Below are 15,372 nucleotides of genomic sequence, written 5' to 3'. Positions count from 1 at the left end.
CCCCCACTACCCGGTCTCTCGACCAGCAGTCCCCAGCAGCACGCACGCCCCACGGTCCCCGGGCTCACCGACGAGCCCGGCCCACCTGCAGCAACCGAACAGCTCGACCGGCACCGACCGCCGGCCGCAGCGGGTGACCACCAGGACTCCCGTGACGGCCCGGCACCGACGAAGGGGAAGACACCATGCGCACACGCACCCGTACCGGAGGACTCGTCGCACTCGCCGCGACCGCCGCACTCGCCCTGAGCGCGTGCGGGGGCAGCGACGACGGCGGCGGCTCGACCGAGGGCTCGTCCGCCAGCGCCGGCGGAGAGAAGATCACGATCGGCATCAAGTTCGACCAGCCCGGCCTCGGCTTCAAGGAGGGCGACACCTACACAGGGTTCGACACCGACGTCGCTCGCTACGTCGCCGAGAAGCTCGGCTACTCCGAGGACCAGATCGAGTGGAAGGAAGCACCGTCGGCCCAGCGCGAGACGCTGCTGAGCACCGACCAGGTCGACATGATCTTCGCGACCTACTCGATCACCGACAAGCGCAAGGAGACGGTCGCGTTCGCCGGCCCGTACTTCGTCGCCGGGCAGGACCTGCTCGTCGCCGAGGACAACACCGACATCAAGGGACCCGAGGACCTCGAGGGCAAGAACCTCTGCTCGGTCACGGGCTCGACGTCGGCCCAGCGGATCAAGGACGAGTACGCCGCGGGAGTCCAGCTCCTCGAGCAGCCGGGCTACGCCGAGTGCGTCACGGCCCTGCTCTCGGGCCAGGTCGACGCGGTCACCACGGACGACATCATCCTGGCCGGTCTCGCGGCGCAGCCCGCGAACAAGGGCAAGGTCAAGGTCGTCGGGGCGCCGTTCTCGACCGAGCGGTACGGCGTCGGGATCCCGCAGAGCAGCGACAAGTGCGAGGACATCAACGCCGCGATCACCGAGATGATCGAGGACGGGTCGTGGGAGGAGGCCATCACGGCCAACACCGAGGGCACCGGGTACACCCCGAACGCCTCGGAGAACCCGCCGACGCCGGACGCCTGCGCCTGACAGGTCCGCTGCCGGGCCGGGTCCGCGTCAAGGCGCGGGCCCGGCCCGGCACCCGTCCCTGTCCGGTCCTGTGCGGCGCACTCGCCGCACCTCGCGAAGGGTGACCCGTAGTGGGTGACTACCTCTCTCAGTTCCTGCGACTCTTCGAGTCCTACGACGTGCTGGGCGCGTTCTGGGTCAACATCCAGCTCACGTTCTGGGCCGCGATCCTCGCGCTCGTCATCGGCACGGTGCTCGCCCTCATGCGGATCTCCCCGATCCCGAGCCTGCAGTGGGCGGGCGCCACGTACGTCACGCTGTTCCGCAACACCCCGCTGACGATCATCATGGTCTTCCTGACCCTCGGGGTCTGGGGGCAGCTCAAGATCCAGCTCGCCGACGACTTCCCGTCGAACTTCTTCCGCTTCGCCGTGCTCGGCCTGGCGGTCTACCACGCGGCGTTCGTGTGCGAGGCGATCCGCTCGGGCGTGAACACCGTGCCGATCGGTCAGGCCGAGGCGGCGCGCGCGATCGGCCTGTCGTTCCTGCCCGCCGCGAGGATCGTCATCCTGCCGCAGGCGTTCCGCGGGTCGGTCGCCCCGCTCGGCAACGTGCTCATCGCCCTCATCAAGAACTCGACCGTGGCCGCCGCGGCCGGTGTCGCGACGGAGACCTCCAGCCTCATGAAGACCATGATCGAGTTCGACTCCGACGTCATCATCGCGATCTTCCTGACGTTCGCGATCGGCTACGTGATCCTCGTGATCCCGGTGGGCCTCGCGACGACGGCACTGTCCCGCCGCCTGGCGGTGAAGCGATGAGCGCGCAGCAGCAGACGGTCCTGTTCGACGCCCCGGGCCCCCGGGGGCGCCGGACCATCGTGGTCGGCAACGTGGTCGGCGCGGTCGTGGTCGCGGGGATCGCGGCCTACGCCCTGGTCCTGCTGGGTCGTGAGGGACAGCTGACCGCCGAGAAGTGGCAGCCGATCTTCACGGCCGACGCGTGGGAGAACTTCTATCTCCCGGGCCTCGTCGACACCCTGCGCGCCGCGGGCGTGGCGATCGTGGGGGCGATCGTCTTCGGCCTGCTGTTCGGCATCGGGCGGCTCTCGTCGGTCCGGCTCGTCCGATGGCTCGCGGGGCTGGTCGTCGAGTTCTTCCGCGCCGTCCCGGTGCTGCTCATGATGATCTTCTTCTGGCTGTTCCTGGCCCAGCTCACGGTGCCCGACGCCCCCTTCTGGGCCGTCGTGATCGCCCTGATCCTCTACAACGGCTCGGTGGTCGCGGAGCTGGTCCGCTCGGGCGTGTACGGGCTGCCCACGGGCCAGCGCGAGGCGGCTCTCGCGGTCGGCCTCACGCGGGGCCAGTCGCTCCGGTCGGTCGAGGTGCCGCAGGCGCTGATCGCGATGCTCCCGGCGCTCGTCTCCCAGCTCGTCGTGGTCCTCAAGGACACCGCGCTGGGCTACATCATCACGTACACCGAGCTGCTCCAGGAGTCGCGCCGGCTGGGGTCGGCGTACGGCAACATCCTGCAGTCTCTGCTCGTCGCGGCGATCCTGTTCATCACGATCAACTACGTCCTGTCGAAGGTCGCCGAGATCCTCGCGCGTCGCCTCAAGGGGCGTACCGCAGGGCCCGTCCGGGCGGCGACCCCTGGCCTCGCGGTCGGGGCGCGCGGTGCGGCCCCGGTGGGCACGGCTCCCGTCGTCCCGTCTGCACCGAAGTAGGCTCCCGCCACGGCGCGAACGCGCGCCAGCCGTCGCGGCCCACCACGGCCGGGACGGCTGGCTCGCGTCAGGGCGTGTGCTCGGTCCCAGCGCTCAGGGAAGCGGCCCGACGACGGCGCTCACCCTCAGAGGTCGTCGAACCCGCCGAAGGGCTCGTCCTCGCCCGACGACTCTCCCTCGCGGGCCAGCTCCTCACGGATCAGACCGAGCGCGAGCGAAGGGCTGTACCCCTTCCGGGCGAGCATCCCGACGATACGTCGGGTGCGGACGTCGCGGTCGAGCCCGGTCGTGCGAGCGAGACGCCGGCGCACCAGGTCGCGGGCGGCGTCGGCCTCGTCGTCCTCGTCGACCTGGTCGAGGGCGCCGGTCGCGGTGTCGTCGTCGATGCCCTTGCGCCGCAGCTCCTGGGCGATGGCGCGGCGTGAGAGCCCACGCTCGTTGTGCCGCGTACGGACGATCATCCCGGCGTACTCGGCGTCGTCGACGAGGCCGACCTCCTCGAAGCGTTCGAGGATCGGTTCGAGGACCTCGGGCGGGTAGCCCTTGCGGGTCATGGCGTCCATGAGCTGGCGCCTGCTCTTGGGGGCTGCCGTCAGCGTCCGCAGGATCGCCTCGCGCGCGTGCTCGGTGAGCTCGGCCCCGGCGAGCGCCCCCGACTCGATGCGGTCTGCGACCGTGGGCCGCGGCTTGCGCTCCTTGCGCTCCCCCGAGTACTCCTTGCGGCGCCCCCCGCCCGTGCTCCGTCTCGAGGACGTCGAGCCGAACCCGCCGCTCAGCCCGCTGCTGCCGAAGCCGGACGAGCTGCGCTGCCCGAACCCACCACGCCCCGACGACCCGCCGTTCTCGTCCCGCGACCGCGAGGAGCCGCCCGCGCCGAGCCGGCTCGCCCCGGACCCGGACGCAGCCGACGCGCCCCCGTCGCCGACGGGACGGCCGCCGTCCGTTCGGCGCGATCGTGCACCGCGCGCAGGCGACGGGCTCCCCTCCGCACCACGTCCCCCAGCCCCTGCACCGGAAGCACCGACGGGCGCGTCCCCCTCCTCTCCGGGAAGGGGACGCGCCCACTCGGGCATGCGGTCCAGCGGGTCGTCGACGATCAGAGGACGGCCTTCTTGCCCTTACCGGCCGGAGCCGCCGCCGGGGCTGCGGGCACTGCCGGTGCGTCTGCGGCTGCGGGGTCCGCAGGCGCGTCGACCTTGGCCCCCACGCCGAGCTTCTCCTTGATGCGCTTCTCGAGCTCGTTGGCGAGGTCCGGGTTGTCGCGCAGGAACGAGCGCGCGTTCTCCTTGCCCTGGCCGAGCTGGTCGCCGCCGTAGGTGAACCAGGACCCGGACTTGCGCACGAAACCGTGCTCGACGCCCATGTCGATCAGACCACCCTCGCGGGAGATGCCGACGCCGTACAGGATGTCGAACTCGGCCTGCTTGAAGGGCGGGGCCATCTTGTTCTTGACGACCTTGACGCGCGTGCGGTTGCCGACGGCGTCGGTACCTTCCTTGAGCGTCTCGATGCGGCGGATGTCGAGGCGGATCGACGCGTAGAACTTGAGCGCCTTGCCACCGGTCGTCGTCTCGGGCGTGCCGAAGAACACGCCGATCTTCTCGCGGAGCTGGTTGATGAAGATCGCGGTGGTGCCGGACTGGCTCAGGGCTCCGGTGAGCTTGCGCAGCGCCTGCGACATGAGGCGCGCCTGGAGCCCGACGTGGCTGTCACCCATCTCACCCTCGATCTCGGCCTTGGGAACGAGGGCCGCGACCGAGTCGATGACGATGATGTCGATGGCGCCCGAGCGGATCAGCATGTCCGTGATCTCGAGGGCCTGCTCACCCGTGTCCGGCTGCGAGACGAGCAGCGCGTCGGTGTCGACGCCCAGCTTCTTCGCGTACTCGGGGTCGAGCGCGTGCTCGGCGTCGATGAACGCCGCGATACCGCCGGCTCGCTGCGCGCTCGCGACGGCGTGCAGGGCGACGGTCGTCTTGCCGCTGGACTCGGGGCCGTAGATCTCCACGACGCGACCGCGCGGGAGTCCGCCGATGCCGAGCGCGATGTCCAGGGCGATCGACCCGGTGGGGATCACCTCGACGGGCGCACGCCCCTCCTCGCCGAGGCGCATCACCGAGCCCTTGCCGAAGTTGCGGTCGATCTGGGCGAGGGCGGCTTCGAGCGCCTTCTCGCGGTCTGCGGGTGCGGGCATGTCGCTCACCTTTGCGTGCGGGGCACGGAACCGTGCCGAGAGTGTGTTCAGGAAGCCTGTGTCGTGTCCCGACGGTACGTGCCGCCACTGACACCCACCGTCCCCCTGGTCCCCCCTGTGGACGACGGACGGTCAGCTCGTGCTGTGCACAACTCTACCCGAACACCTGTTCGAGAGAACCCTCGCGGTGCGGCGTGTCGCCGACGCCCGTGCCGCGCTCTCGCTGCCCTCGCTGCCCTCGCCCTCCTCGCCGTCCCGACGTCCAGGCCCGGGCGCCCACCCCGCGACCCGCGCCTATCCCTCCCACGATCCCTCCCACGATCCCTCCCACGACTCCCCCGGCCGCAGCACGACCGCCCGCGTCCCAGGAGCCCACCGGTGCACCGCCGCGGCGAACGCCGCCCCCGCGTGGTCCATCCACCCGCGCGGCAGGTTCTGGCCACCCGGCGCGTGCAGGGTGCCCCAGTGCACGGGGATCGCGACACGTACCCCGACGGCCGCGCACACGCGCGCGGCCTCGGCCGGCCCCAGGTGCCCGCCCGACAGCCGCGGCCCCCAGCCCGCCACGGGCACGAGCGCGACGTCGACCTGCCCGCCCGCGAGCGCCGGCAGGTGCGCCATGCCCGGGTAGGCCTCGGTGTCGCCCACGGCCCACAGGGTCCAGCGGTCCGTCTGCACCAGGTGCCCCACCGCGGCGTTGGGCCGGTGCGGCATGGGCCGGTGCCCGTGCACCGCAGGCGTGAGGTGGACGCGGACGTGCGCCCCGACGTCGTGCCACGTGCCGTGCTCCCCGCCCGCGGCGACCGACAGGGGGCCGCGCGGGCGGCCCGGCACGGGACCCACGAGGGGCCGGTCGTCGTGCTCTGGACCCGCGCTGAGGCCCACGCCGGGGAGCCCCTTCGCACGCAGCCAGCGCGCGTTCGCGGGCGCCGTCAGGATCGGGGCGTCGCCCAGGAGGCGCAGGGAGCCGAGCTCCGCGTGGTCGTGGTGCAGGTGCGAGAGGAGCACCGCGTCGGCGCCGCGCCACACCTCGGCGGGTCGTACGCCGCGCCGACGCAGCAGCCCGGCGTGGCGCCGGAGCAGGGGGTCGGTCACGATGCGCACGTCCCCGTCGGGCGTCGCGACGTCGAGCACGACGCTCGAGTGCCCCAGCCACGTGACCCGCAGCCCGGGCGCGACCCCCGTCACGTCCTGACCCCCAGCTCCCGCAGCCACCCGACGAGCGCGCCGTGCACGGCCTCGGCACCCACGAGCATGCGGGTCCCGCCCACGTCCTCCCGCGCACCGTCCGCGACGCGCAGGCTCGCGGGGTACAGCAGCATGGCCTCGTTCTGGGCACCACCCAGGCCGCCGTGCGACCCGACGAGGCCCTCGAACGCATGGACCAGCCCCGCGTCGTCGACGCTCGAGACCAGCAGCAGGTCCCCCGCGTGCTCGAGCGAGGCCGCCCGCAGCAGGTCGGGCGCGGCCCGCGGCCCGTACCGGGCGAGCGGGTCCTGCCCGAGGACCTCACCCGTGACCAGGTGGTGGCTGCCCGCCGGGCCGTACGCGACGACGTCGGGCACCTCGCCCTGCACGGGGCCGCTCTCCTGCACGACGACGACCCCCACGGCCGGGTTCGCGACCAGACCCGGCACGAGCGCGGGCCAGCGCGCCCGGATCTCGTCGCCCACGAGCCGCGCCGGCGAACGCGGGAACCACACGAGGCCGAGGTTCCCCGAGCCGACGACCGCGACCTCGGGCAGGTCGCCCTGCCCCGCAGGCTCGGGCTCGCGGTCGGGGCCGACCACGACGCGACCGCCCCTCGCGTCCTCGGCGCCACCCCGCCCGAGCGCGTTGAGCGCGGTGTTGACCGCTCCCCAGGCCTCGGAGTCCGCCGAGGCGGGCGACCGCACCCCGGCCGCCCGACGGCGCCGCCCGCCCGCAGCGGGGACGACCGCCATGAGGCGGCGCACCTCGTCGAGGAACGAACGCCCCACGACCTGCTCGAACGTCGCGCCGAGCGACTGGCCGTGGTCGGACAGCACGACGATCTCGTAGCGGCGCGCAGCGACCTGCGCGACCTGCTCCCACAGGCCCACGACCCGGTCGAGCCCCTCGAGCGCCCGCATCGCCTCGGGGCGAAGCGGCCCCGCGTGGTGCGCGATCTCGTCGTAGTCGACGAGGTCGACGAACACCACGGGCGCCCCGCGCACGAGCTGCTCGGCGACGAGCGAGGTGTTGAGGTCACGCAGGACGACGTTCGAGACCGCACGCAGGACCGGGTAGGCCCCCAGGCGCGAGACGCGCGGCACGACGTCGCGCACGGCCTGCTGCCACCCCTGGTAGAGCTCCTTGAAGAACTCCCCCACCGTCGCCACGAGGGCCCGGACCAGGACGAACGGGCTCGAGAAGAAGTGCACGAAGAGCTGCCCCGGCCCCAGGCCCGCACCCGCCCGGCTCATGACGAGCAGGTTCGTCGAGGCGTCACCCGAGAACATGGTCGAGACCGCGACCCCGCCGTCCGCGAGCAGCCCCCGCCCGTCGCTCATGAGCGCCTCGACCTGGGCCGCGTCCGCCGGCCGGTTCGTCACGACCAGACGCCCCTGCGCGCGGTCCCACCAGCGGAACGCCGGCACGTGCTCGCTCGTCCCGTGCAGCAGGCCTGCCTGGCTCGCCGGGGTCGTCGACGGGACGCGCGCCCACCACGACTCGAGCACGTGGGAGCCGGAACCGAGCCAGCGTGCGAGGTTCGGCGCCAGCCCCGCCTGGACCGCGTGGTCGAACGTCTCGCGCGCGACGCCGTCGAGCTGGACGACCAGGAGTCCCGCGCGCGGTGCACCCGGCCCGCCCGCCAGGCCGTCGGTGGGCCCGGACGCACGCCCGTCGGTCGTCGCGCCGGCACCAGGACGCGCTCGACGCGCCGCGGCACGCTGTGCACGGCGCGCGCGCCGGAGCAGGTGGTCGATCACGTACTCGTTGTCGCTCGCGCCGATCGCCCACCGGCCGACAGCCATGAAGAACGCCGCCAGGACCAGCACCGCCACCACAGCGCCCCAGTCGTCGGTCTCGAAGCCAGGAAGATACGTCAGGGCGAGCCACGCCACGAGCACCTGACCGGCCAGCCCCGACACCAGCGCCCCCAGGACGCCGGCACGACCCGCGACGACACGCCACAGCGGTCGCAGGAGCACGTCGCCGACACCGACCACGAACGCCGCGAGGAACACCGACCACCACGACGTGATCCGCACCCCGGGGACGATCCAGATCGCGAGCGCCAGGCCCGCCGTCGTCGACACGAGCGACCAGAGAGCCCCCGTCAGGTCGTGCACGGAGAACGGGAGACGGTGCCTCATGCGGCCATGATGCCGCGCTGACGCACCTACCGCGCGGGCGGCGCCTGCCGGTTCCTGGCAGCACACCTCCCGACCACGGCCCGACGCACCTACCGCGCGGGCGGCGCCTGCCGGTTCTTGTCGGTACCCCACCGCTGCGAGTCCGGCACCTCCAACGCGTCGCACAGCGCGTGCCACACGTAGCGCGGCTCGACGCCGTCCTCGAGGGCCTGGACCGCCGTCCTGTCGTCCAGGGCGTTGAGCACCTGGTCCCGGGTCAGGGCGCGACCGTAGGCCGATCCGAAGACCTCGTCCACCAGCTGCCAGAACTCTCGATACCGCACGGGGACAGCCTGCCACGTCCCGGGACCTCGCCCGTCATCACGGAGCCTCGCCGGCCGCCGTCGACCCCGAGGTCGACCGGTCGACGAGGCCTCCGTGCCCGGCCGACCCGGGGTCCGCGCCGCGTGCGTGCCGGGCAGGGAGCGGTTGTGGGTGGCAGCGCCCACAATGGCGGGGTGACGACCCCCGACCCTCTCGCCGGTTTCAGCGCTCCGACCCGCGCCTGGTTCGAGGGCGCGTTCGAGCGTCCGACAGCCGCGCAGGCCGGCGCGTGGGAGGCGATCGGGAGCGACCGGCACGCGCTCGTCGTGGCCCCGACGGGATCGGGCAAGACCCTCGCGGCCTTCCTGTGGTCGCTCGACAGGCTGCTCTCCCCTCCCGCGGACGAGGCGCCCGCGGACCCCGCGCACCGCTGCAAGATCCTCTACGTCTCGCCCCTCAAGGCGCTGGCCGCGGACGTCGAGCGCAACCTGCGCTCGCCGCTCGCAGGCATCCGGCAGGCCGCCGTGCGGCTCGGGACCACGGTCCCGGACGTCGTGGTCGGCACCCGCACGGGCGACACGCCTGCGAGCGAGCGGCGCCGCTTCGGGGTCGCTCCCCCGGACATCCTCATCACGACGCCCGAGTCGCTGTTCCTGGTCCTGACGTCCCAGGCGCGCGCAGGCCTGGCGGGCGTGCAGACCGTCATCGTCGACGAGATCCACGCCGTGGCCGGGACCAAGCGCGGGGCGCACCTGGCGGTCTCGCTCGAACGCCTCGACGCCCTGCTCCCCGTGCCCGCGCAGCGCGTGGGCCTGTCCGCGACGGTCCGGCCGGTCGAGGCCGTCGCGACGTTCCTCGCGGGGCACCGCCGCCCGGAGGACCAGGGGCGGGAGGTCGTGGTCGTGCAGCCGCCCTCGGAGAAGAGGATCGAGGTCGACATCGTCGTGCCCGTCCCGGACCTGGCCGACCTGCGCAGCGCCCCGGTGCCGGGCAGGGCAGCGGGCCCCGAGGACCTCGCGCCCCTGCCCGACGGCGAGCCCGACCTCGCGGGTCCGGCCACGGCCCGTCCGCCGCGCCCCTCGGTGTGGCCGCACGTCGAGGAGCGCGTCGTGGACCTCGTGGCGGAGCACCGCTCGACGCTGGTCTTCACCAACTCGCGGCGAGGCGCCGAGCGGCTCACGGCCCGCATGAACGAGGTCTGGGCCGAGCGGCAGGGCGAGGACGTGCCCGACGTCGGGACGCTCCAGCCCGCGCAGGTCCTGGCCCAGTCCGGTGCGAGCGCGGGCACCGAGCCCGTGATCGCCCGGGCCCACCACGGCTCCATGAGCCGGGCGGAGCGCACCCGCACCGAGACCGAGCTCAAGGACGGGCGTCTGCCCGCGGTGGTCGCGACGTCGTCCTTGGAGCTGGGCATCGACATGGGCGCCGTGGACCTCGTGGTCCAGGTCGGGGCGCCGCCGTCGGTCGCGAGCGGGCTCCAGCGCATCGGGCGCGCGGGGCACCAGGTGGGCGCGGTGTCCCACGGCGTGGTGTTCCCGACGTTCCGGGGCGACCTGGTGCCCTCCGCGGTGATCGCGGACAGGATGCGCACCGGACAGATCGAGCACCTGCACGTGCTGTCCAACCCGCTCGACGTGCTCGCGCAGCAGGTCGTGGCCATGGTCGCGCTCGACGACTGGACCGTCGCGGACCTCGCGGCGCTCGTGCGGCGCAGCGCGCCGTACGGCGCCCTGGGCGACGCGACGCTGCACGCCGTGCTGGACATGCTCGCGGGCCGTTACCCCAGCGAGGACTTCGGCGAGCTCCGGGCACGGATCGTGTGGGACCGCACGTCGGGGGTCCTCAGCGGACGGCCCGGTGCGCTGCGGCTCGCGGTCACGAGCGGCGGGACCATCCCGGACCGCGGCCTGTACGGGGTGTTCCTCGCGACGGACTCCTCGGCCACGGCAGGCCCCGAGGACGCGGCCGGCGTGGTCGGCGACCCGCCCGGGGGCGCCGCGACGGGCTCCCGGGCGCGGGGTGGGCGGCGCGTGGGCGAGCTCGACGAGGAGATGGTCTACGAGTCGCGCGTGGGCGACACGTTCACGCTCGGGTCGAGCACGTGGCGCATCGAGGACATCACCCCGGACCGTGTGCTCGTGACCCCCGCCCCGGGCGCCCCCGGACGCCTGCCCTTCTGGAAGGGCGACTCACCCGGCCGCCCGGCCGAGCTCGGCCGGGCGGTCGGTGCCTGGGTGCGCGAGCTCGAGACGCTGGCCGCGACCGACGGACCCCTCGCGGAGCGCCTGCGCGACGCAGGACTCGACGCCTGGGCCACCGACAACCTCATGGCCTACCTCGCCGGCCAGCGCGAGGCCACGGGGCGCGTGCCCGACGACCGGACGGTCGTCGTCGAGCGCTTCCGCGACGAGCTGGGCGACTGGCGCGTCGTCATCCACTCGCCCTACGGCGCCAAGGTCCATGCGCCGTGGGCGTTGGTCCTGGGCGCGCGACTGCGCGACCGCTACGGCCTGGACGCCGCTGCGATGCACTCCGACGACGGGATCGTGCTCCGGCTGCCGGACGTGGGCGACGGCGGCTGGGGCGACGACCCCGGCGGCGCTGCCGGGCCGGGTGGCGCCGGGTCGCCCGTCGTCACGGCGGAGGACCTGCTGCTCGCCCCGGAGGAGGTCCTCGACGAGGTCCGCGCGGAGCTCGGGGGGTCGATCATGTTCGCGGCGCGCTTCCGCGAGGCCGCAGCGCGAGCCCTGCTGCTCCCCCGGCGACGCCCCGACAAGCGCCAGCCCCTGTGGCAGCAGCGTCAGCGCTCGGCGCAGCTGCTCTCGGTCGCGAGCGAGTACCCCGAGTTCCCGATCGTCCTGGAAGCCGCGCGCGAGTGCCTCCAGGACGACTTCGACGTCGCCGCGCTGACCGACCTCATGCGGGACCTGGCCGCGGGCCGGGTCCGGCTGGTCGACGTCACGACCCCCACCCCGTCCCCCTTCGCGCAGTCCCTGCTGTTCGGGTACACGGCCCAGTTCCTGTACGACGGCGACGCTCCCCTCGCCGAGCGCCGCGCGGCCGCGCTGTCCCTCGACCCGACGCTGCTCGCCGAGCTGCTCGGCACCGAGGGCGGGGCCTCGCAGCTCGCGGACCTGCTGGACCCGGAGTCGGTCGAGCGGACCGAGGCCGAGCTCGGCGCCCTGGTGCCGGGCCGCCAGGCGCGGCACGCGGAGGACGTCTGGGACCTGCTGCGCAGGCTCGGCCCGCTCCCCGCCGCGGAGGTCTCGCGCCGCACACGCGAGGAGGTGCGCGACGAGGTGCCCGGATGGCTCACGGCCCTGGAAGGGGCGCGCCGGGTGATCGGGGTGCGTCTGGCCGGCGTGCCCGACGACGCCGCGCAGCAGTGGGCCGTGGTCGAGGATGCCGGGCGGCTGCGGGACGCGCTGGGCGTCGCCCTGCCCACGGGGATCCCCGAGGTGTTCACCGAGCCCGTCCCCGACCCGCTGGGCGACCTGGTGCGGCGCCACGCCCGCACGCACGGCCCGTTCTCGGCGCACGAGGTCGCAGCCCGGTTCGGGATCGGGGTGGCCGTGGCCACCGGGGTGCTGCGCCGCCTCGAGGCCGCGCGCGTGCTCGTGTGCGGTCGGCTGCGCCCCGAGTCGCTGGGCGGCACGGGAGAGGAGTGGTGCGACGCCGAGGTGCTGCGGACCCTGCGGCGTCGGTCGCTCGCAGCGCTGCGGGCCGAGGTCGAGCCCGTCGCTCCCGAGGCGCTGGGCGTGTTCCTGCCGCGCTGGCACGGGATCGGCACGTTGCGGGGCACCGACGGGCTGCTGCGTGTCGTCGAGCAGCTCTCCGGGGCGGCGGTCCCCGCCTCGGCCCTCGAGACGCTCGTCCTGCCCTCGCGCGTCACGGACTACTCGCCCGCGCTGCTCGACGAGCTGACCACCACGGGCGAGGTCCTGTGGTGCGGGCACTCGTCGCTGCCCGGCGGCAAGGACGGGCTCGTGAGCCTGCACCTCGCGGACGCCGCGCCCCTCACCCTCCCCGACGCGTCACCGCTCGAGGAGGACGGCCCGCTCGACAGCGACCTGCACCGGGCCGTCGTCGACCTGCTGACCGGCTCGGGAGGGTTCTTCCTGCCGCGCATCGCCGAGCTGGCAGGGGCATCTCAGGCGGCGACGCTCGAGGCCCTGTGGGACCTCGTGTGGGCGGGGTGGGTCACCAACGACGGTCTCGGTGCCTTGCGCAGCCGCCTCGGCCCCGGGGGTGGCGCGCACCGCGCACCCCGTGCGCCCGTCCGCGCCCGCCCGTTGGCCAGGGGACGGTTCGCCTCGCTCGGGGCGGGGACGAACGGGGCGGCCCGTGGCGAGAGCGACCTGCGCGGCGGCTCGGGGCGCTGGTCCGCCCTGCCGGCCCGCGAGCCGGACCCCACGCGCCGCACGCACGCCCTGACCCGGGTGCTGCTCGACCGCCACGGCGTCCTGACCCGGGGCGCGGCCCCCTCGGAGGGCGTCACCAACTACTTCCGCGGCGTCTACCGCGTGCTCTCGGAGCTCGAGGCCACGGGCACGGTCCGGCGCGGGTACTTCGTCGAGCACCTCGGCGGGTCGCAGTTCGCGCTGCCGGGTGCGGTCGACCAGCTCCGCACCGACGCACAGGACCGCGAGCACGCCGAGGAGTCGCCCGGGCGCCGCGAGCTCGCCGCGCTGCTGCTCGCTGCGACCGACCCCGCCAACCCGTACGGCGCAGCCCTGGCGTGGCCAGAGCCCCGCGTACCGCACGAACCCGGGGGCGGGCCACCGATCGGTGTCGGGGTGCCGGGCTCGCCCGGGGCCGCGAGCAGGGCGCCTGCGCTGACCACCGCCGCGCCGGCGAGCGCGACGACCGCGACGGCCGTCCTGTCCGCCCCCGCCGCGGGCACGGCCCGAGCCGCCCCGCGGGCGACGCACCGCCCGGGACGCAAGGTGGGCTCCGTCGTCGTGCTCGTGGGCGGGGACCTGGTGCTGTACGTCGAGCGCGGCGGACGGTCGCTCATCTCGTTCGGCGACGACTCGGAGTCCTCGGCCCGTCGGCTCACGCTGGCGTGCGCAGAGCTCGCCCGCGCCTCGCGGGCCGGGTTGCTCGGGAAGACGGTGATCGGGCGGATCGACGGGATCGACGCCCTGGCGGGAGCGGGCAGCACCGCGTCGCGAGCGTTCGGGGTCACCGCCGCGCTCCTGGAGGCCGGGTTCCGGCCCACGCCGCGGGGGCTGCGCGCATGAGGTCCGTGGTTGGCGCGCGCCCGCGCGGGACGGGAGGTCTCCGTGCCTGAGGGCGACGTCGTCCGGGTCACGGCTCAGCGCCTCGACGCGGCGCTGAGCGGGCGGGTGCTGGACCGCGCCGAGCTGCGCTGGGCCGAGGCGGGCGGGACCGACCTGACGGGCAGGACGGTGACCGAGGTGCTGGCCTATGCCAAGCACCTCCTCACGCGCCTCGACGACGGCACGACCCTGCACACGCACCTGCGGATGGAAGGGCAGTGGCGCATCGCCCGCACCGGGTCGGCCGCTGCGGCCGCTCGGGGAAGCGACGTGCGGGCCGTCCTCGGGAACGAGATCTGGACGTGCGTGGGCGAGCGCCTCGGGATGCTCGACGTCGTGCGCACGCGCGACGAGCACCTGCTCCTGGGACACCTGGGCCCCGACATCCTCGCGGAGGACTTCCTCACGGCCCCCTCGACGGGCGTGCAGCTCGCACTGGACCGCCTCCGTGCGGCGGCGGCCGAGGGCGGGTTCCCCGCGCAGGTCACGGTGGGCGGCGGCAGGGCGCGGGTCGCTGCTGCCCGGTCGCTGCCGATCGCCGACGCCCTGCTGGACCAGCGGGGGGTCTCGGGCCTCGGCACCATCTACACGGCCGAGGGGCTGTTCGCGCAGGGGATGTGGCCCTGGACCCCGGTCGACGACGTCTCCGACCACGACCTGGAGGCCCTGCTGCGCACGACCCGAGGGCTCATGCTCCGCAGCGTCGCGGAGGGCGTGGGCACCGTGCGGCGCCACGTCCACGGCAGAGCACGACGGGCGTGCCACCGATGTGGCACGCCCGTCGCTGTCGCTCGGGCGAACGAGGCGCCGTTCGAGCGACCGATCTTCTGGTGTCCGACCTGTCAGAAGCCCTGAGACCCCGGTCAGCCGACCGGCTGGAGGTCCTCCCGCATGCGTCGCGCGCTCTCTGCCGCAGCACCGCGGCCCATGAGGCTCGTGGCGAAGTCCGCGGGGATCGTGTCCGGGATCATGAGACCCTCGGCCACGGCGACCCGGTCGCTGACCTCACGGAGCACGATCGACATGGGGATGTCGAGCGCCTCGCAGATCGAGCCCAGGAGCTCGGACGACGCTTCCTTCTGGCCGCGCTCGACCTCGCTGAGGTATCCCAGGGAGACGCGTGCAGCCGAGGACACCTCTCGCAGGGTGCGGCCCTGTCGCTGGCGAGCGTCTCGCAGCACGTCCCCGATCTCTCGTCGAAGAACAATCATCTGGCGGCCCCCTTCCGTGTCCCGTGCGACCGTCGGAGCCTGCCTGGCTCCGGTGGTGGTTCGCTGACCTGTCGTTCCCCGCGCCCCTCGCGCGGGGATCGTCCTACCGTACCCCGCACCCGGGGTTGTCTCATGCGCTGATCTGTTGAATGGCCTCTTGGCGATCACGTGCTGTTCAACGCGCTTCCTCCCAGCGTTGTTCCCGCACCGGTGAGACGTCCACGGCCTTGCCGGGAGTTCACGAACTCTCCACGTACTCACCAGCGCTTGCCCTCGTCCGGACCAGCCCGGGG

At 74.0% G+C, this 15,372-nt stretch carries 11 protein-coding genes; 5 read left to right on the top strand and 6 right to left on the bottom strand.

Translation table 11 applies throughout. The features are described from left to right. Positions 1-185 precede the first annotated feature (185 nt). The 3 genes from ACZDYF_RS17100 to ACZDYF_RS17090 all read left to right on the top strand — a co-directional run bounded on the left by ACZDYF_RS17100 (position 186) and on the right by ACZDYF_RS17090 (position 2,751). Positions 186-1,046, top strand: a complete 861-nt coding sequence (locus ACZDYF_RS17100; RefSeq protein WP_475060173.1) for a glutamate ABC transporter substrate-binding protein — start codon at positions 186-188, stop codon at positions 1,044-1,046. Between the two features lie 110 nt (positions 1,047-1,156). Continuing rightward, a complete protein-coding gene (locus ACZDYF_RS17095) occupies positions 1,157-1,846 on the top strand; it encodes an amino acid ABC transporter permease (RefSeq protein WP_030150550.1) in 690 nt (229 codons plus the stop codon). Next, positions 1,843-2,751, top strand: coding sequence for an amino acid ABC transporter permease (locus ACZDYF_RS17090; protein WP_191790635.1), 909 nt, complete (start codon positions 1,843-1,845; stop codon positions 2,749-2,751). Before ACZDYF_RS17095 ends, ACZDYF_RS17090 begins: the two co-directional genes overlap by 4 nt. Before the next feature lie 125 nt (positions 2,752-2,876). Here the strand turns inward: ACZDYF_RS17090 and ACZDYF_RS17085 are convergent, their stop codons facing one another. The 5 genes from ACZDYF_RS17085 to ACZDYF_RS17065 form a co-directional block, all read right to left on the bottom strand. After that, positions 2,877-3,824: a regulatory protein RecX gene (locus ACZDYF_RS17085; RefSeq protein ID WP_475060164.1), complete on the bottom strand. Its 948-nt coding sequence runs from the start codon at positions 3,822-3,824 to the stop codon at positions 2,877-2,879. A 23-nt stretch (positions 3,825-3,847) separates the two neighbouring features. After that, entirely contained in the window at positions 3,848-4,945 is a 1,098-nt protein-coding gene (gene recA, locus ACZDYF_RS17080; protein ID WP_204808558.1) for a recombinase RecA, read from the bottom strand. A gap of 294 nt (positions 4,946-5,239) precedes the next feature. Beyond that, the gene (locus ACZDYF_RS17075; protein ID WP_475060157.1) at positions 5,240-6,133 is read right to left on the bottom strand and encodes an MBL fold metallo-hydrolase; all 894 of its coding nucleotides are present in this window, start codon (positions 6,131-6,133) and stop codon (positions 5,240-5,242) included. Then, positions 6,130-8,283 carry a phage holin family protein gene (locus ACZDYF_RS17070; RefSeq protein WP_475060154.1) on the bottom strand — a complete coding sequence of 718 codons (2,154 nt, stop codon included), beginning with the start codon at positions 8,281-8,283 and terminating at the stop codon, positions 6,130-6,132. The genes ACZDYF_RS17075 and ACZDYF_RS17070 overlap by 4 nt, the downstream gene beginning before the upstream one ends. A gap of 89 nt (positions 8,284-8,372) precedes the next feature. Further along, positions 8,373-8,606, bottom strand: a complete 234-nt coding sequence (locus tag ACZDYF_RS17065) for a DUF3046 domain-containing protein (RefSeq protein WP_204808554.1) — start codon at positions 8,604-8,606, stop codon at positions 8,373-8,375. A 174-nt stretch (positions 8,607-8,780) separates the two neighbouring features. On the opposite strand from ACZDYF_RS17065, the gene ACZDYF_RS17060 reads away from it, so the two are divergent. Both ACZDYF_RS17060 and ACZDYF_RS17055 read left to right on the top strand, forming a co-directional pair. Beyond that, positions 8,781-13,829: an Lhr family helicase gene (locus ACZDYF_RS17060; protein WP_475060150.1), complete on the top strand. Its 5,049-nt coding sequence runs from the start codon at positions 8,781-8,783 to the stop codon at positions 13,827-13,829. Positions 13,830-13,871: 42 nt separating this feature from the next. Further along, complete coding sequence (locus tag ACZDYF_RS17055) at positions 13,872-14,723, top strand: DNA-formamidopyrimidine glycosylase family protein (protein ID WP_475060147.1); 852 nt, start codon at positions 13,872-13,874, stop codon at positions 14,721-14,723. Between the two features lie 8 nt (positions 14,724-14,731). On the opposite strand, the gene ACZDYF_RS17050 is transcribed toward ACZDYF_RS17055, so the two are convergent. Then, positions 14,732-15,079: a helix-turn-helix domain-containing protein gene (locus ACZDYF_RS17050; protein WP_191790629.1), complete on the bottom strand. Its 348-nt coding sequence runs from the start codon at positions 15,077-15,079 to the stop codon at positions 14,732-14,734. Positions 15,080-15,372: the final 293 nt, after the last annotated feature.

The sequence above is a fragment of the Oerskovia sp. PE-21s genome, assembly GCF_056158145.1.
This window is presented reverse-complemented; position numbering and strand designations above follow the sequence as displayed.